The 17,785-nt window shown below is 62.3% G+C and carries 16 protein-coding genes and 1 tRNA gene; 9 read left to right on the top strand and 8 right to left on the bottom strand.

Annotated elements, in window-relative coordinates; genetic code table 11:
* Positions 1–135 precede the first annotated feature (135 nt).
* On the bottom strand, positions 136–282 hold the full coding sequence (locus HHL25_RS06745; protein WP_115670237.1) for a DUF1127 domain-containing protein: 147 nt from the start codon (positions 280–282) through the stop codon (positions 136–138).
* Between the two features lie 674 nt (positions 283–956).
* Between HHL25_RS06745 and HHL25_RS06740 the strand changes: the two genes are divergently transcribed.
* The 5 genes from HHL25_RS06740 to HHL25_RS06720 all read left to right on the top strand — a co-directional run bounded on the left by HHL25_RS06740 (position 957) and on the right by HHL25_RS06720 (position 6,306).
* Positions 957–2,060 carry a DUF2157 domain-containing protein gene (locus HHL25_RS06740; protein ID WP_169588453.1) on the top strand — a complete coding sequence of 368 codons (1,104 nt, stop codon included), beginning with the start codon at positions 957–959 and terminating at the stop codon, positions 2,058–2,060.
* A complete protein-coding gene (locus tag HHL25_RS06735) occupies positions 2,057–2,653 on the top strand; it encodes a GDYXXLXY domain-containing protein (RefSeq protein ID WP_169588451.1) in 597 nt (198 codons plus the stop codon). The genes HHL25_RS06740 and HHL25_RS06735 overlap by 4 nt, the downstream gene beginning before the upstream one ends.
* Before the next feature lie 165 nt (positions 2,654–2,818).
* A tRNA-Leu gene (locus HHL25_RS06730) sits at positions 2,819–2,903 on the top strand.
* A gap of 186 nt (positions 2,904–3,089) precedes the next feature.
* Positions 3,090–4,550 carry a trigger factor gene (tig, locus tag HHL25_RS06725; protein ID WP_169588449.1) on the top strand — a complete coding sequence of 487 codons (1,461 nt, stop codon included), beginning with the start codon at positions 3,090–3,092 and terminating at the stop codon, positions 4,548–4,550.
* 292 nt (positions 4,551–4,842) lie between these two features.
* The gene (locus HHL25_RS06720) at positions 4,843–6,306 is read left to right on the top strand and encodes an autotransporter outer membrane beta-barrel domain-containing protein (RefSeq protein WP_169588447.1); all 1,464 of its coding nucleotides are present in this window, start codon (positions 4,843–4,845) and stop codon (positions 6,304–6,306) included.
* Between the two features lie 128 nt (positions 6,307–6,434).
* Here HHL25_RS06720 and HHL25_RS06715 read toward each other — a convergent pair whose 3' ends face one another.
* Entirely contained in the window at positions 6,435–7,196 is a 762-nt protein-coding gene (locus HHL25_RS06715; RefSeq protein ID WP_169588445.1) for a class II aldolase/adducin family protein, read from the bottom strand.
* On the bottom strand, positions 7,193–8,329 hold the full coding sequence (locus HHL25_RS06710) for a TauD/TfdA family dioxygenase (RefSeq protein WP_169588443.1): 1,137 nt from the start codon (positions 8,327–8,329) through the stop codon (positions 7,193–7,195). The genes HHL25_RS06715 and HHL25_RS06710 overlap by 4 nt, the downstream gene beginning before the upstream one ends.
* Positions 8,330–8,463: 134 nt before the next feature.
* Between HHL25_RS06710 and HHL25_RS06705 the strand changes: the two genes are divergently transcribed.
* Entirely contained in the window at positions 8,464–9,384 is a 921-nt protein-coding gene (locus HHL25_RS06705) for a LysR substrate-binding domain-containing protein (protein ID WP_169588441.1), read from the top strand.
* Between the two features lie 42 nt (positions 9,385–9,426).
* Here the strand turns inward: HHL25_RS06705 and HHL25_RS06700 are convergent, their stop codons facing one another.
* On the bottom strand, positions 9,427–10,431 hold the full coding sequence (locus tag HHL25_RS06700; protein ID WP_169588439.1) for a LacI family DNA-binding transcriptional regulator: 1,005 nt from the start codon (positions 10,429–10,431) through the stop codon (positions 9,427–9,429).
* Positions 10,432–10,633: 202 nt separating this feature from the next.
* Between HHL25_RS06700 and HHL25_RS06695 the strand changes: the two genes are divergently transcribed.
* Genes HHL25_RS06695 through HHL25_RS06685 form a run of 3 tightly spaced genes read left to right on the top strand, consistent with a single transcriptional unit; the run spans position 10,634 to position 13,712 of the window.
* On the top strand, positions 10,634–11,548 hold the full coding sequence (locus HHL25_RS06695; RefSeq protein ID WP_169588437.1) for a sugar phosphate isomerase/epimerase family protein: 915 nt from the start codon (positions 10,634–10,636) through the stop codon (positions 11,546–11,548).
* A 60-nt stretch (positions 11,549–11,608) separates the two neighbouring features.
* Positions 11,609–12,532 carry a TIM barrel protein gene (locus tag HHL25_RS06690; protein ID WP_169588435.1) on the top strand — a complete coding sequence of 308 codons (924 nt, stop codon included), beginning with the start codon at positions 11,609–11,611 and terminating at the stop codon, positions 12,530–12,532.
* A 16-nt stretch (positions 12,533–12,548) separates the two neighbouring features.
* The gene (locus HHL25_RS06685; RefSeq protein ID WP_169588433.1) at positions 12,549–13,712 is read left to right on the top strand and encodes a Gfo/Idh/MocA family protein; all 1,164 of its coding nucleotides are present in this window, start codon (positions 12,549–12,551) and stop codon (positions 13,710–13,712) included.
* Between the two features lie 19 nt (positions 13,713–13,731).
* Here the strand turns inward: HHL25_RS06685 and sthA are convergent, their stop codons facing one another.
* The 4 genes from sthA to sfsA all read right to left on the bottom strand — a co-directional run bounded on the left by sthA (position 13,732) and on the right by sfsA (position 17,717).
* A complete protein-coding gene (sthA, locus tag HHL25_RS06680; RefSeq protein ID WP_169588431.1) occupies positions 13,732–15,135 on the bottom strand; it encodes a Si-specific NAD(P)(+) transhydrogenase in 1,404 nt (467 codons plus the stop codon).
* 127 nt (positions 15,136–15,262) lie between these two features.
* On the bottom strand, positions 15,263–16,117 hold the full coding sequence (gene radC, locus HHL25_RS06675; RefSeq protein ID WP_390624497.1) for a RadC family protein: 855 nt from the start codon (positions 16,115–16,117) through the stop codon (positions 15,263–15,265).
* A 3-nt stretch (positions 16,118–16,120) separates the two neighbouring features.
* On the bottom strand, positions 16,121–16,957 hold the full coding sequence (gene map / locus HHL25_RS06670; RefSeq protein WP_169588429.1) for a type I methionyl aminopeptidase: 837 nt from the start codon (positions 16,955–16,957) through the stop codon (positions 16,121–16,123).
* Between the two features lie 40 nt (positions 16,958–16,997).
* Positions 16,998–17,717, bottom strand: a complete 720-nt coding sequence (gene sfsA, locus HHL25_RS06665) for a DNA/RNA nuclease SfsA (RefSeq protein WP_169589634.1) — start codon at positions 17,715–17,717, stop codon at positions 16,998–17,000.
* Positions 17,718–17,785 lie beyond the last annotated feature (68 nt).

Raw genomic sequence — 17,785 nt, 5'->3', positions numbered from 1 at the left:
TGTGCGAGGGTCTGGTGATTGTTTGGGCGAAGCTCAAAAAGCGGGCATTCGGTGCAGAACAGGGCGTTTGCCGTGGTCGCAACGAAAAAGGCCTCCCCGAAGGGAGGCCTTTCAGAAGGTCTGAGCTGAACCGGATCAGCCGGCGACAGCGTGCCGTGCGACGCGGCGGATGTCTTCGCGGCCGATGCCGAGGTCACGAAGTTCGCGGTCCGACATGCGGCCGAGTTCGGTGACCGTCTGACGGTACTTGCGCCAATTGTTGAGCGAGCGAGCGATGTTCATGGTCTTGCCTCTTTCTTTCCGCGGCAACCTGGGAGGTGGTGCCTGCCTGAATTCGATGATCGTAATATATGCTGCGGTGCGAAAAACTTGTAGTGATGATCTCGTATGACACCTATGCGAGCTACGCATGGGGCGATGGTTAACCTGCGGTAAACTGACGCAATTTGCGGCAGTCGCCTGATCCTCGGGCGGGTGTCTGCGCGGCATGTGTGCAGAGCGCAAAATCAGCTCCAGTCGGCGAAGAGGAGGCGTTCGTCGGGGAAGATTTGGCAGGAGGCCAAAAAAATAACGCTCACCGGGGGAGGAGGATCCGGTGAGCGTCATTTTGGGAGACCAACGACTGGGAGGAGGAGTGTCGTCGGTCAGTTCGATCCTGCACTGGGAGGAGGAGCGTGCAGGATCGAAGCTCTATGTGGCGGAAGCCGCCTGAAGCCAAAACAAATTCATTTCGTTCGTGCTTCGTTGAAAGTGACTATAGCGAAATTCGCGATCTTGTGCAGTGCAATATCATCATGGAAGCCATGCGCGTCTTGCATGGGCGCCCGGAACGTGACGAAAAACGGGTCTATCCGGCTGACCTCATTGTCTTTTTTGCGCACTCGGATCAAGAATGTCGCCGATGAAAGGCCGGTGCGCGTCCTTTGGCCGCGTCGGATGAGGGGAGTGGTGCATTCATGTATCGGGGCAGACTGAAACGGGACCTGGAAATCTGGGTCGAAAAGCGCCTGATAAGTCAGACGGTTGCCGATGCGCTGCTGAAGGATGTCGATTCGCGTCGATCCTCGTTCAGCATCGGCGGCGTGCTGATGGTGCTGGCCGCGGTGCTGATCGCCGCCTCGATCCTGCTGCTCGTCGCCGCCAACTGGGAGGCCATCCCGCGCCTCGTTAAGGTCGGTGGCATCATTGCCCTCATATGGGTCTTCTACCTTTTGGCTGCCGTGATGTTCTCCCGGGGTGCCGATCGGCTGGCCGGGGCCTTGCTCCTGCTTGGTGCGGCGAGCTTCGGGGGGGCTATCGCGCTCATCGGCCAGCTCTACCACCTTTCGGGCGATGCCTTTGACGCCATGCTGCTGTGGTTCGCCATGACGGCGCTCTCGGCCGCCGCCTTCCGCTCGCAGGCGCTGACCGTCATGGCCGGGCTGCTTTCCTTCGCTGTTGCTGCGGCTTTCCTCGACCAGTTCGACGCGGAGTGGCACGGGCTCTATTCCTGGTGGCCGGTCCTGGCCGGCGTGGTGATCGGCGTACTCAGCGTCTGGACAGGCGCCGACCGCGCCCGCCATTGCATCTATCTGTTGTTCATCGGCTGGTTCTGCTGGATCTATTCGCTGTCGACCGACATCGAGGTGGCGATTGCCTTCGTCATTGCCGGTTCGCTTGCCTTCGTGGTTGCGACCTTGCCGGTTTCTCCGGTCGCGGTGTTCCTGCGCCGTCATGAACCCGCCTTCGCCTTCTATGCATTGGTGCTCGCCCTGATCGGTCTCGCACTCCTCCACGCCGAGTGGCAGGAAGGTCTGCCGCTTGCCGTCCTGGCGGTGACGACCATTGCGCTTGCCCTCGTCGCGCTGGCGCTCGAGGGGCGGGACAACGGCGCCGTGCGCTTCCTGGCCTATGGCGCCTTTGCCGTCGAGGTTCTCTATCTGTCCTACGTGACCATCGATTCCATTCTCGGCACGTCGACCTTCTTCCTGCTGGCCGGCCTTGTCGTGGCCGTACTGGCGGGCATCGTCGTCAAGCTCGAGAAACTGTTTGCCAAGCGTGCAGGGGAGACGACGCCATGACCAATCAAGCTGCCCGACCCGGCGCCCTTCGTTATCTGGCCATCGCTCTTGGGCTTGTCATCCTTCAGACGGGTATTCTCGGCTGGATGATCGAGTCGCGGGCAAGCGTCCTGCGCTCCGGCGCCGAGATCCTGCTGAAGACCGCACCTGTCGATCCGCGTGATCTGTTCCGGGGCGACTATGTGATCCTGTCCTATGACGTCTCGGCGATCCCCGCGGCGCTGGTGACCGGGCAACGTCCGGCCGAAAGCGGCTGGCAGACCATGCAGGTCCGGCTGAAGCCCGGCACGGACGGATTCTGGACCGTGGCGGAAGCGTCCTTCGGCGAGCTGGCGCCCGAAGAGGGGAGCGTCGTTCTCACCACCCAGCGCTTCCGCTACTACGCAATGCCGGATGCCGCCGACAACGGCGAGCTGCGTGTCGACTACGGCATCGAACGCTATTACGTGCCGGAAGGCGAGGGGCGCGATATCGAGATGGCCCGCAACGAAGGCGTGCTGACGGTCGCGGTTCGGGTCGGTTCGAACGGCAAGGCTCAGATCCGTGAACTCCGGATGGACGGCAAGGCACTCTATGCCGAACCGCTCTATTGAAGCCTTGGCCGGAATGCCGAAGCATCGCGACAAGTCCCCGCGGAAATTCCCGCCGGACGGCGCGGGATGGCTGTCATTTTTCCTTTGCGTGAGGGAAAACGGGTGATATAGAGACGCGCGCTCCGGAGGGGGCATGCGCAAGGGCTGCATGCGTTTTCTTGGGACGCGGGTATGGTGAAATTGGTAGACACGCCAGATTTAGGTTCTGGTGCCGCAAGGCGTGGGAGTTCAAGTCTCTCTACCCGCACCAGATTGCCGAGCGGGTCGGTGCGAGACGGACCGGGTGACCATCCCGCCACTCCTTTCACCGTTTTGCCAGGCAGAATGCTTGAGGATTGCGACGCAGCCACGTCCGGGAACAATTGAGATTCCGGCGTCGTGCTCAGTGAAACAACCGGCTGTCCGAGCACGGCCGCCACGACATGAAGGTAAGAAGATGCAGGTTATCGAAACGCTCGCTGAAGGGCTGAAGCGCGAAATCAAGGTCGTCATTCCGGCCAAGGACATGGAAGCTCGCATGAACGAGCGCCTGGCCGACGCCAAGGACAAGGTCCGCATCAACGGTTTCCGTCCGGGCAAGGTGCCGGTCGGCCACCTGAAGAAGATGTACGGCAAGTCGATCATGGCCGAGCTGGTCAACGAGATCATCCGCGAGAAGCCGAGCGCGATCCTTTCGGAGCGCGGCGAAAAGTCGGCAACCCAGCCGGAAATCGCCATGACCGAGGACGAGGCCGAAGCCGAAAAGATCCTGTCCGCTCAGGCTGACCTCGAATTCAGCTTCTCCTACGAGATCATTCCGGCGATCGAACTGAAGCCGGTCGACGGCATCAAGGTTGTCCGCGAAGTCGTCGAAGTGTCGGACGAGGAAGTCAACGAGCAGATCGAGAAGATCGCCGAAAGCGCCCGCACCTACGAAACGAAGAAGGGCAAGGCCGCTGAAGGCGACCGCGTCACCATGGACTACCTCGGCAAGGTCGACGGCGTCGCCTTCGACGGCGGCAAGGACGAGGATGCCGAACTGGTCATCGGTTCGAACCGCTTCATCCCGGGCTTCGAAGACCAGCTGGTTGGCCTCAAGGCCGGCGACGAGAAGGTCATCACCGTGACCTTCCCGGCTGACTACCCGGCTGCAAACCTTGCCGGCAAGGAAGCCACCTTCGACATCACCGTCAAGGACGTTGCAGCCCCGGCTGCCGTCGAGATCAACGACGAACTCGCTTCCAAGCTCGGCGTCGAATCGGTCGACAAGCTGAAGGAAATCGTTCGCGGCCAGATCGAGAGCCAGTACGGCAACGTCACCCGCCAGAAGGTCAAGCGTCAGATCCTCGACCAGCTGGACGCTCTCTACAAGTTCGACAGCCCGTCGAAGCTCGTCGACGCCGAGTTCGACAACATCTGGCGCCAGATCAACACCGATCTCGCCCAGTCCGGCAAGACCTTCGCTGACGAAGACACCACCGAAGAAGAAGCCCGCAACGAGTACCGCACGCTCGCCGAGCGCCGCGTCCGTCTCGGCCTCGTCCTCTCGGAAATCGGCGAAAAGGCCGGCGTCGAAGTGTCGGACGACGAAATGCAGCGCGCGCTCTTCGCCCAGCTGCAGCAGTTCCCGGGCCAGGAGAAGCAGATCCTCGACTTCTTCCGCAACACCCCCGGCGCTTCCGCTTCGCTCCGCGCTCCGATCTTCGAAGAGAAGGTCATCGACAAACTGCTCTCCGAAATCTCCGTGACCGACAAGAAGGTCTCCAAGGACGAGCTGCTCGCTGACGACGAGGACGGCGAAGACAAGCCGGCCAAGAAGGCCTCCGCCAAGAAGAAGGCCGCTGCTGAAGGCGAAGAGGCCGCTCCGAAGAAGAAGGCTGCTCCGAAGAAGAAGGCCGCCGAAGGCGACGCCGAATAATCTTCAAGAGAAGATCGCATACGAAAAGGCCGCCCACCGGGCGGCCTTTTTTTGTTGTGAGAGGGACTCCGGCTTGGGCGTTCCTGTGAGTTTTTCCATGAATGTGGATCTTTGCCTTGATGCCGGCCCTTATCCACCACCCTCTTAATTGGCGAAAGATAGATATCGTCTAGTATCGATACTCCTCGCGACCCAAAAATGGTCGGGCTTTTGAAACTTGTCTTGTGGCGGTATCTCAAAAATTCTTGCTAACACCAAGGCGTGACGTGATTCACGGTTGTTGGGAAGCATGATGAGAAATAGTTTTACTTCACTGCTGTTGTTCGGATTCGGTTTTGTCGGGTTGGCCAACGAGGCCTACGCCATGTCCGCGGGATGCACGGCGGTTAACGGATACTCCGACGCGAGCGCTACCTACGGGCCATATTACCCGATCACGACGTCTCCGCTCGACGAAGGTGAGGTCATAACGGTTTCCGGTTCTTCCGCCTCGGCAACGTGGGAGTTCTCCACGGGGGCTCAGGATTCGATCGTGGGCGTACCCAAGTACGGAATCTCCGCAGGTTCCTTCTCCTACAGTTTCACGGTTCCCGCTGGCGGAATTTCGAAGCTGGGCATTTTTGACACGGATTACAGCGGCCCCGGCACCATCACAAACCTCGCGCTGACCTGTTCTGGTGCATCGTCCGGGACGCCGGCGGCTGGCACTATTGCCGATGACCCGCAACAGGCAATGGAGTACGTCGGTTCGGTGCTCGCGCTCGAAACGACGACCATGCACGCGACGAAGATCGGCAACGTGGTCAGAAACCGCCTGGGCGGACATTCGTCGTCTGCTTCGCCGTCGAGTTCGACGTCGGGTGCCTCGTCGAGCAATTCCGCCCTGCAGTATGCACCTTCCGCCAGCGCCGGGATCGCCATGAACACGGCTGCGGGGGTCGTGAACGCAATGGCGAACAATGCGCTCGAACAGGTCTCGACGGATCGGTTCGCATTCTGGTCGTCGATTGGGTTCAGCCATCTTGAGCAAAGCGTCACGGGCGGCTCCTTCGATGGCAACATCCTGGATTTTAGCTTCGGCGGCGACTACAAGTTCAACGAGGACTTCCTGGTGGGCCTCTCCGCTCTCGGAAGCCGTTCTGATCTCGACCTCGATTTCAACGACGGAAGTCTCGATGCGACCGAGATCGGCATTGCGCCCTACATCGGCTACGACATTGCGAACAGCGTGATCTTCGATGCATCGTTTGGCTATTCGAAGCTGAGCTATGACTTGACGCGCAACAGCGGTGCGATCTCCGGTGACTTCGACGCACGACGTCTGTTCGTGTCTGCGGGGCTGAGTGGAGATGTTGCGCTCGGCGAGGTGACCTTCACGCCTGGCATCCGCACTGTCTACGCACACGAGTGGCAGGATTCCTACACCGACAGTTCAGGTCTTGCCGTCGAAAAGAACGACTTCGATCTGGGTAAGATGACGGTCTCCAGCGAGTTTTCCTATGACTTCGCTTTGGGCGACGTTCCGATCACGTCCTTCATCCGTCTTGACGGCAACTGGATGTATGACCGGCCGGACGGTGTCGTGCTGACGACGGGTGACGTTTACCGACCGGATGTCCTCTCGGCCGATGTCACGATCGGTGTCAGTGCGCGCAAGGGGGGCGTGAGCACCAGTCTCGAGGTCAGCAAGACGGGCCTGTTTGGCGCCGATCTGACGAGCTTCGGTGTCAAGGGCTCGCTCGCAGTCGCGTTCTGATCCTCTGCCTGGAAAGACAAAACGCCCCCGCACATTCTGTGCGGGGGCGTTTTGTCTTCGCGAAACAGGAAGCGCCATTTCGATCACTCGGTCGCTAGGTCCGGCGACCTCTTTTCCCGAGGCTTGCGTCAGTCCTTGTAGGACGGGTCCTTCTTGTCGAGCGTCGATTTCAGATAGTCGAAATGGGCGTAGGACATGCCACGATAGGCGTGCCAGCCTTCTGCCGTCTTCTGCGCGACTTCGTCGGAAAGCACGTTGAGCGGCTGGCCGGAGGCATAGGCGAGCATCATGGTGGTCGCCGCTTTCTCGAAGAAGTAGAGATCCTCGAAGGCTTCCGCCACGGTATCGCCGGAGCAGGAGACACCGTGATTGCCCATCAGCAGGGTCTTGTGATTGCCGAGCGACCGGGCGAGGCGCAGGCCTTCCTCGGCTTCGTCGGCAATGCCCCCGAAGCCGAGATCGATGCCGACGCCGCCATAGAAGCGGGCCGTGTTGTTGTCGAGCGGCTTCAGCGACGGATCTTTCAGCGTCGACAGCGCCGTCGAATAGGGCGGATGGCAATGCAGCAGGACCCGCACGGAGGGTCGCTCGCGATGGATCGTTCCATGCACGGTCCAGGCCGACGGATCGGGCGCATCCGGACGCTTCATCACGTCCGGATCGTCCGCGTCGAGCAGCAGCAGGTCGCTCGCCTTGATCGACCCGAAATGTTTCCACTTTGGGTTCATCAGGAACTTCTTGCCGTCGGCCGAGACCGCGGCGCTGAAGTGGTTGCTGACCGATTCGTGCCAGCCGAACTCGACGGTCAGCCGGAAGGCCGCGGCAAGGTCGATGCGGAGCTGCTGCACTTCGTCGCCGGTGAGGTCGCGGGAAAGCACCTGCATGTTCATTTGAACCGTCCTTCCGTCGTCAACGCCCGATAGGTCGAACGCATCTCCTCGCGGTCGGCATAGCAGCCGCGCAGGTAGCGGTCGCCGCTGGTGGCGGAATAGGCGAGGCGCCCGTGCACGATGCGGTGATTGTCGAAAACCATGCATTCGCCGGCCTTCATCAGGAAGCGCATCATGTACTTGTCGTCCTGCAGCATCTTCCCGAAGCGGCAGAAGGCCGGATAATAGTCGTCGAGCACGGTCTGCGGCAGATCGAAGATGTCGGCCATGTGCTGGCTGATCGTCAGACCGGACACTTCGCCATGCTTGTCGAGCTCGATCACCCGCTGGCGCGAGCGCATGTCATAGGTGTCGTGTTCGCAATAGAAGGGAATGTCGATTTCCGACAGGAGCCGGAAGCCTTCGGGGTCGATCTTGCGGAAGTCGTTGGCGACCGCCACGCCGTCGGAATAGATGCTGAGACCGCCCTCGACCGAATTGGCGCGGCAGTGCAGGAACTGGATGCCCGGGGCATGCTCCTCCGCCGGCGTGTCGGTGTGCAGTTCGAGCGCCTTGGCCGTGTAGGCGGTGTTTGTCGGGTTGATATAGGTGCGCACGTCGAAGAACTCGCCGAAGAAGGTCGAGCGCACATGCCCCATCAGCTTGACGGTTTCGGTCAGGCCCTCATTGCTGTCGGGCATGTCGGTGACGATGGTCAGACCCTCGACGATCATCGCCTTGATCCATTCGGCGACCTTTTCGGGGCTCTTCATCAGCTCCGGCTGCGAGAAGCGCGCAATGCTCGGGTAGTGGTCGCTGAACCAGGCCTTGCGCGGCAGGTCGGCGGGATCCGGGCGATGTGTCCCGTCCGCATAGCTTGCCAGCATGGTGAGCGGATACTGCGAAACATGATTCTCGTTGGCCCAGGAAACCACCAGTTTGTCGCCCTCGACGCTCGCATTGGCCGGCCGGGGCGGCTGGGACAGGTGGAAGATGTCGAACTGTCTTTCGCGGGTCGCGCTGTCGAACGAAGTCGGGCAGTTGTCGCGCAGCCAGTAGTAGTTGAAATAGGTCGCCCCGCGATCGGGCAGCGCGACCTCCAGGCCCTTTTCCTGCAGGGTGACGCGCGATGAATTGAGGACGCCGGTGTCCATGTGATTACCCTCTTTGATCTTATGTTCTGTTTCGGCATAGTCTGGCCGCGAGGCCGATTTCTGGACGATAGAGCTGACGTTTGTTATTTCAAAGATCGAAAAGCCTTTGGTTAGTATAAGCTGAGAGTTATGAAATGGCCGAACGCATCCTGCCGCCCCTGCGCCTGCTGACGGTCTTCGAGGCGGTGCTGCGCACCGGCAGCGTCCAGAAGGCGGCAAACCAGCTTAATGTGACCCAGCCGGCGGTCAGCCAAGCCTTGCGCTCGCTCGAGGATTTCGTCGGCCTGAAGCTGCTCGATCGAACCAGCCGGCCAGCAACGCTGACCGAGGCAGGTCGGATCCTGCAGGCCGGCGTTTCCGAGGGACTGGGGCGGATCGCCGAGGCGGTCGCGCAGATCCGCGCGTTGCAGAACGGGATCGAAAGCTCCGTGACGATCGCCTGCACCGTCGGCACCGCGACCTATTGGCTGATGCCGCGGCTCGCCGATTTTTATAACGCCCATCCCGACATCGCGGTGAACGTGATGACGACGATCGGCGGGCCTGAGATCCTGTCGGGCGCCGATCTGCTGATCCGCTACGGGCGAGGCGAGTGGACGGACGGGGAGGTCGTGAAGCTGTTCGACGAAAAGGTCGTTCCGGTCTGCAGCCCGAAGCTGGCCGCGCAGCTCGAGGGCGAGGGCGGCCTGCAAGCAGCAACGCTGCTCCATGTCCGCAGCGACGACAGGAGCTGGCTGACGTGGAAGGACTATCTCGATCTGAACGGCCTGCCGGAAAATCGTGTGCTGGGCCGCTACTTCACCAACTATGTACAGGCCACCCAGGCCGCGCTCTCGGGCCAGGGAGTGATGCTGGGCTGGGAATCCAACACCGGCGATCTCGTACGGGAAGGACGGCTCGTCGCGATCGGCGGGGCGCCGCTCCGCCCGAAGGAAGCCTTCTATTTGGTCATTCCCGAGCGCCGCGAGGCAAAGCCGGCCCGCCATGTGCTGATCGAGTGGATCATCGGCCAGACGCGGGCGTCCGGGGAGCCGACGACGTCACCGCCTGCCTGAGCGCGAAAGCGCTGTGTCGCGCCGACGTGCAGGGCGGGCGTTTCACAGGTTCTCCGCCGTCACGGTCAGGAAGCGGACCGGTTCGGCTGCGGTCTCGACCTCGATCAGGCCGAGTTGGCTGAGCGTCAGGTCGATCGAACGGCGCGCTTGGACCTCCGGCGCCTGGTCGATGACGATCGACATGGTCCCGTCGGCAAGGGCGCTGCGGGTCTGCTCGGTCAGTTCGTGTCCCACCCAGACGACCGGTCTGCGTCCGGGCTGGCGCAGGACCGAAGCGACGGCGCGATTGTCGCCGCCGGCGGAATAGACGCCGATGATCTCCGGATCCCGCGCGAGTGCCCCGCTCAGCAGTTCCATCGTCTTCATCTCGTCGTCGAAGTCGAACATCACCTCGGTGAAGCTCTGCCGCCGATCCTCGTGCGCAGCGAGGTAGTCGGAGAAACCGCGAACCCGTTCCCGGTGATTTTCGTAGGCGCCGCTGTGGCACAGGGCGACGAAAGACCCGGCTTTTCCGGACAGCATGTGCGCCATGAACAGCCCGGCCGTTCGGCCGGCCGCATAGTTGTCGATGCCGACATAGGGCAGTTCCGGCGCCGGCCGCGTCATGATCTGCACCACCGGAATGCCGAGATCGGCGGCCGCCCGGACGCTCTGCACGACGTCGGGATGGTCGGGCGCCACGACGATCAGCGCCGAACGATGCGCTTTCGGATGGGCGATATAATGGGCGAATTCAACGGGGTCGTTTTCGCGGGCAAATGTCCGGTGTACCGTGATGCTCTTGTCGAGCAACGCCGCGATCCGTTCGAAAGCGTGATTGAGTCGTGAATAGAAGCTGGTCTCCGGCCGGACCAGGATGACCTCGATGCGCAGGATCCCGCGATGCGTGTCGGGCAGGGCGCGACGATAGCCGAGGCGCTTGGCCGCGAGCAGCACCTTTTCCGCGGTCGTGGGTCGCACGCCGCCACGCCCGTTGAGCACCCGTTCCACCGTCGCCGTACCGACGCCTGCCGCCTCGGAGACGTCCTTCAACGTGATCCTTGCCATCCCATTCTCCTGCCTCTGCGAGAGGAACACTGCCGGCCTGTCCGGTCAATGATCAAATTTGATCAACGTAGCATTGGCGAATGATGACAAGTGCGGACTAGCCTGACAGCAATTCGGGAGGACAACCGAAGCCTGACAATCGACCGAGCCAAGCAATGGATCCGCTGCCGCGACGGGCAGGGCGGATGACGGAGGAACACGGATGAAGATCGCACTCGACCCCCATATGCACCGGCATCTCGGCCTCAATGACCTCTGCCGCAAGGCCGCCGAACTCGGTTACGAATACATCGAGCTCTCGCCGCGCGACGATTTCCTTCCCTGGTGGGTGAGGCCGCGCGCCCACAAGGAGCGCATCGCCGAGTTCAAGAAGGCCTTGAAGGACCATGGCGTGCAGCTCGCCTCGATCCTGCCGATGTATCGTTGGGCCAGCCCACATGAGGACGAGCGACAGGCTGCCGTGCGCTACTGGAAGGAGGCGATCCGGATCTCCTCCGAGATGGGCTGCGACACGATGAATTCCGAATTCGGCCGCGGCCCGTCGCCGGATCGTGGCCACCGTTCCAGCTGCTGCGGCGGCATGCACAACCACGAACACAGCGAGGCGGCCTGGTGGCGCTCGATGGAGGAACTGGTCCCGGTCTTCGAAAAGGAGGGAGTCACCCTCAACATGGAGCCGCATCCGGAAGATTGGTGCGAGACGCTGCATCCGGCGATCGACATGCTGAAGACCATCGGCTCGAACAACGTCAAGTTCCTCTATTGCGCGCCGCATACCTTCTACTTCGGTGACGACATGGCGAAGATGATCCGCGATGCCGGCCCGCTGATTGCCCATGTACACGTGGCCGATACCTATAACCACAAGGCGTCCTCGGGGCTGCGCTATATCATCAATCCACCGGGCGCGAAGGTGACGATCCACCAGCACATGAACATGTACCAGGGCGAAATCGACTGGGATGTCTTCTTCTCCTCGCTCGCCGCGGTCGGCTTCGACGGCATCGTCACGGCCTGCGTCTTCGGCTGGGAGGACAAGGCCGACCAGTCGGGTCGCTTCATGCGCGCCGAGATCCAGAAATACGTCGACAAATACTGGGGCGCAAAGGGCGCCTGAGCGTGCACCCGCCGCAGCCGTCATCAACTGCTGGCCATCGTTGAAACAGGAACCCGAACCGTGAGCATCACGATCACGACCGCCCCCTGCTGCTGGGGCGTGGACGACGTCCGAAATCCGAACCTACCCGCCTGGGAACGTGTCTTCGACGAGGCCGCAGCCGCCGGTTATGGCGGGCTCGAACTTGGACCTTATGGCTATGTGCCGCTGGACAGCGCCCTGGTCGCGAAGGCGCTGTCCGACCGCGGTCTCTTCATCGTTGCCGGCACCATCTTCGACGATCTGGTCTCTCCGGCCAATCGCGACAACCTGGTGAGGCAGACGCGCGAGATCTGCGCGGTGACGACGCAGCTGCCGCAGCCCGAGCAGTCGCCGGGGCAGCGTTTCGCAACGCCCTATCTCACGGTCATGGACTGGGGCCATGACGAGCGCGACTTTGCCGCCGGTCATTCCGATCGCGCGCCGCGCCTGTCGGACGAAGCCTGGGCCGGCATGGTCGACAACATCATGGCGATCGCCACCTGTGCCCGCGACGAGTTCGGCGTACGCGCCGTCATCCATCCCCATCCCGGCGGCTATATCGAATTCGCCGACGAGATCGACAGGATCGCCCGCGACGTGCCGAAGGAGGTCGCCGGCTTCTGCATCGACACAGGCCACACCTGGTATGCGGGCATGGACCCGGTCGATACCCTTGTGCGTTACGCCGACAGGCTCGACTACGTGCATTTCAAGGATATCGACAAGGCGGTCTTCGATCGAGTGATGGCGAAGAAGATCCGCTTCTTCGAGGCCTGTGCCGAAGGTGTCATGAGCCCGATCGGTCGCGGCGTGATCGACTATCCCGCAATCCGCCGGACGCTCACGGCGATCGGCTATCACGGCTTCATCACGGTTGAGCAGGAGCGCGACCCGAGAAGCGTCGCCGGCAGTCTCTCGGACGTCAAGGAAAGCCGCGACTACCTGCGCTCCGTTGGTTTCTGAGAGGGAAGGACGTATAATGGCAGACACAAAAAGCGGCGCGATCCGCTGGGGCATGGTCGGCGGCGGGCGAGGAAGCCAGATCGGCTCCATCCACCGCTCGGCCGCCCTGCGCGACGATGTGTTCCGTCTGGTCGCAGGCGCCTTCGACATCGATCCGGAGCGCGGCCGGGCCTTCGCCGTCGATCTGGGGCTCGACGCGGAGCGCGGCTATCCGGACTATCTTTCCATGTTCGCGGCGGAGGCAAAACGCCCTGACGGCATTCAGGCGGTCTCGATCGCCACGCCGAACAACACCCATTTCGCCATCTGCAAGGCAGCCCTGGAGCACGATCTGCACGTCGTCTGCGAAAAGCCGCTCTGCTTCACGGTGGCCGAGGCGGAGGAACTCAAGACGCTTTCCGAGGAGCGGGGCCGGATCGTCGGCGTGACCTATGGTTATGCCGGCCACCAGATGATCGAGCAGGCCCGGGTCATGGTGCGAAACGGCGATCTCGGCGAGATCCGAATCGTCAACCTTCAATTCGCCCACGGCTTTCATTCCGCTCCGGTGGAGGAACAGAACCCTTCGACGAAATGGCGCGTCGACCCGAAATTCGCCGGCCCGAGCTACGTTCTGGGCGATATCGGCACGCACCCCCTCCACCTTTCCGAAGTGATCCTGCCGCATCTGAGGATCACGCGGCTGATGTGCGCCCGCCAGAGCTTCGTCAGGAGCCGCGCGCCGCTTGAGGACAATGCCGTCACCCTGATGGAATACGACAACGGCGCGATTGGCACCGTCTGGTCGAGCGCCGTCAATGCGGGTTCAATGCACGGCCAGAAGCTGCGCATCGTCGGCGAGAAGGCAAGCATCGAATGGTGGGACGAGCGGCCCAACCAGCTCTCCTATGAGATCCAGGGCGAGCCGGTGCGCATTCTCGAACGCGGTATGGACTATCTCTATCCCGAGGCGCGGATCGACGACCGCATCGGCGGTGGCCACCCGGAAGGCCTGTTCGAGGCCTGGGCGAACCTCTATCGGCGTTTCGCATACGCCATAAACGGCAGACGCGGTCTTGCGCCTGAGGGTATGGAGAAGCTGACGTTTCCGGGGATTGATGCCGGTCTCGAAGGCGTCCGCTGGGTAGAAAACTGCGTCCGGTCCGCCGATGCCGGTGCCGTCTGGGTGGACTACCGCTAGGTGGACTACCGCTTGACGGTTATTCCTTCTTCAGTTCACCCATGCGGTTCCACGCGTCGAGGCCTGCGATCTTGTAGGCCTCGGCGAGCGTCGGGTAGTTGAAGGTGTTCTCGACGAAATATTCGACGGTGCCCTTGAGGTTCAGCACGGCCTGTCCGATGTGGACAAGCTCGGTCGCCCCTTCGCCGACGATGTGGACGCCGAGCAGGCGTCGGGTCTTCAGCGAGAAGATCATCTTCAGGAGACCGCTGTCGAGCCCCATGATATGGCCGCGCGAGGTCTCGCGGAAATGGGCGACGCCGCATTCATAGGGAATGCCGCGCTGCTGCACTTCCTCTTCGGTGAGGCCGCAGGTCGAGATCTCGGGCACGGCATAGATGCCGTAGGGGAAGTATTGCGGCGGCTCGTGTGCCGGGGCACCGACGGCATGCCGGGCGGCGATGCGGCCCTGTTCCATCGAGGTCGAGGCAAGGGAAGGGAAGCCGACCACGTCGCCAGCGGCGTAGATATTCGAAACAGAGGTCTGGAAGGTGTCCGGATTGACCTTCAGGCGGCCGCGATTGTCGGCCTCCAGCCCGCAGGCCTCGAGATTGAGGCTGTCGGTGGCGCCGACCCGTCCGGCGGCGAACAACACCATCTCCGCGATCATGGAACGGCCGTTCTGCAGCGTCACGCGACACTTGCCGGTCGGCTCCTTTTCGACCTTTTCGACAGTCTGGCCGAAGACCAGCTTCATGTTGCGGTCGCGCAGCTGGTAGGCGAAGTCCTCGACGATCTCCTTGTCGAGGAAGTCGAGCATGGTGTCGCGCGGCTCGATCACGGTGACTGCCGTGTCGAGTGCGGAGAAGATCGTTGCATATTCGATACCGATGACGCCGGCACCGATGACCACCATCGAGCGCGGAACCTCCTTGATTTCGAGGATCTCGTCGCTGTCCAGGACAGCTTCGCCATCGAAGGGGATATGTGCGGGGCGGTAGGGCTTGGTGCCCACGGCCAGCAGGACCGCGCCGGCATGGACCCGGATCAGCTCGCCGTCGTCCTTCTCGACCTCCAGCGTATGCGGATCGATGAACCGCGCGGCACCCCGTAGTTGGGACACGCGATTGCGGGCGAACTGGTGCTCCAGGACGTCCACTTCGTGGTCCAGCGTGATCAGCAGCCGCCGGCGCAGGTCGTCGGCATTGATCTCCTGCTTCACGCGGTAGCTGCGGCCGTAAAAGCCGCGCTCGCGCCATCCGGTCAGGTTGAGTGCCGTCTCGCGAAGCGTCTTGGAGGGGATGGTTCCGGTATGCACCGACACGCCGCCGACGCGCGTACCCTTCTCGATCACCAGCACCTTCTTGCCGAGCTTGGCGGCCTGGATGGCAGCACGACGGCCTGCCGGTCCGCTGCCGACGACGACGAAATCATATTGGTTCATGCCGATGTCCCCGAATGACGCGCGCGAGAACCGCACACGCTGCAAGATGTCCCGGGGGTTAGACTAGCAGTCCATCCTAACCGTTTCGTTATCGATTCCGCATTGCGACATGGACAGAAGCGACATGTCAGATCAGCCTGAGGCCTCTGAGACTTGCATGACCGTCCCGGCCGATGATGATGTGGTCATGCACCGTGATGCCGAGGGGTTTCGCCGTGTCGACGATCATCTTGGTCATGTCGATGTCGGCCCGCGACGGTGTCGGGTCGCCGGAGGGATGGTTGTGGACCAGAATGATGGCGGTGGCCGACAGCTCCAGCGCCCGCTTCACCACCTCGCGCGGATAGACCGGCGTGTGATCGACGGTGCCGCGGCCCTGCACCTCGTCGGCGATCAGCGCATTGCGCTTGTCGAGGAACAGGATGCGGAATTGTTCGGTCGATTCATAGGCCATGGCGGTGTGGCAATAGTCGATCACCGAGGACCAGGACGACAGCACCTGCTTGCCGCGGATTTCGCTCTTCAGCATGCGCTGGGCGACGCTGGCGACCAGCTTCAGGTCGAGCGCGACGTTTTCTCCGACGCCCTTCACTTCCTGAAGCAGCGCCGGGTTGGCGCCGATCACGCCTGCCAGCGTGCCGAAACGGGCGATCAGCGCCTTTGCAATCGGCTTTGTATCGCGCCGCGGGATCAGGCGGAAGAGGAGGAGTTCGAGGATCTCGTAGTCGGCGAGCGCGGTGTCGCCGCTGTCGCGAAAGCGACTGCGCAGGCGGTCGCGATGGCCGTGGTAATGGGTCTCGGGCGTTTCGACCACATCGCCGATCGCGGCCCGCTTCTTCAGGGCGCCCGCTTTCGGTGGCTGCTCGGCGAAGAAGCCTCGCTCGTCGTCGACCGGCGGCATTCCACCTCCTGCCGGCCCCGACAGGTCGAAGGCCGGAGCGTCTTCGTCGTCGTGGGGGCCGGGAGCAGGAGGCTTTGCCATGGGTCAGCCTTTGAGTGGCGGCAGGCCCGGCCGGTCGAAACCGCCCGGCGACAGGGTGAAGATCTCGCAGCCCGTCGCCGTCACGCCGACGGCATGTTCGTATTGCGCGGTCAGCGAACGGTCGCGGGTCACCGCGGTCCAGCCATCGGCGAGTACCTTCACATGCGGCTTGCCGAGATTGATCATCGGCTCGATGGTGAAGATCATGCCTTCCTTCAGTTCCGGCCCCTCGCTGGCGCGGCCGTAATGCAGGATGTTCGGGCTGTCATGGAACAGCTTACCGACGCCGTGACCGCAGAAATCGCGCACCACGGAGCAACGCTCGGCTTCGGCATAGGTCTGGATCGCTTCGCCAATTGCGCCGGTGCGGGCGCCAGGCTTCACGGCGGCAATCCCGCGCAGCAGGCATTCATAGGTGACTTCGAGCAACCGCTCGGCCGCGCGCTTGATTTCGCCGACCGGATACATGCGGCTCGAATCGCCGTGCCAGCCGTCGAGGACATAGGTCACGTCGATGTTGACGATATCGCCGTCACGCAGGGGCTTGTCGTTCGGGATGCCGTGGCAGACGACGTGGTTGATCGAGGTGCAGACCGACTTGGTATAGCCGCGATAGTTCAGCGTGGCCGGCAGCGCGCCATTGTCCATGCCGAACTCGAAGACGAAGCGGTCGATGGCATCGGTGGTGACGCCGGGTTTCACCATCGGCACGAGTTCGTCGAGACAGCGTGCCGTCAGTTGGCAGGCCTTGCGCATGCCTGCGAAATCCTCGGGCCCATAGAGCCTGATTGCACCGGTATTCTTGAGCGGGGCGGAAGCCGCGTCGATATAGGTTACCATTCGTCCGCTTTCGGTCGATTGAACTGCTGTGTTTCCCCGTTCATAAAGCAGCGAGGCGGGGTTCGTCCATTGCGATCGGCCCGAGCGGCACAATTTCCGCGGGCGTGACCCTGCATTTGACCGCATATGCCTCGACGCCGGCGGCAATCGCGGCGGCAAAATTCTCAGCATAGACGGGGTCGAGATCGCCGCAGATGCGCAGGGCGTTGCAATCCTCACGCTGCACCAGATAGAGCATGACCGCCCTTTGGCCTGCCCGGACCACTTCGACGAGTTCGGTAAGATGCCGGGCGCCGCGGGCGGTGGTCGTGTCAGGGAACTCCGCAAGTCCGACCTTCCGGGTGAAGTGGACGTTCTTCACCTCGACATAGGCGGCCGGTCGGTCGGGGCCGCTCAGCAGGAAGTCGATCCGAGACCGAGCGCCATAACGTTGCTCGCGGGCGATCGTCGGGTAGTCGGCTAGATCCGCCACGAGACCGGCCCGAATGGCTTCTTCCGCCAGCCTGTTGGCGAGCGCCGCATGGACGCCGACCACCGTGCCCGCCGCTTCAATCAGTTCGAAGGCATGGGCATGCTTGCGGTTAGGGCTGTCATGTTCCGAGAGCCAGATCCGCGAGCCCGGCTCCGTCAGCCCCAGCATCGAGCCGGTATTGGGGCAAAAGCCCGTGATTTCGCGGCCGTCTTCGAGCACTGCGTCGAACAGGAAGCGCTTGTAGCGGCGGATGAGCCGGGCAGGGACGAGCGGCGGGGAGAAGATCATGACGATCGCACGTAGCGCCTCGGTGGGCGGGCCGTAAAGCGTGGGCTGCAACGAAATGCCGACTTGTG

Source organism: Rhizobium terricola, from assembly GCF_012927355.1.
Classification (GTDB): Bacteria; Pseudomonadota; Alphaproteobacteria; order Rhizobiales; family Rhizobiaceae; genus Allorhizobium; species Allorhizobium terricola.
Note: the sequence above shows the minus strand (reverse complement) of the source record. Positions and strands in the feature narration are given on the sequence as shown.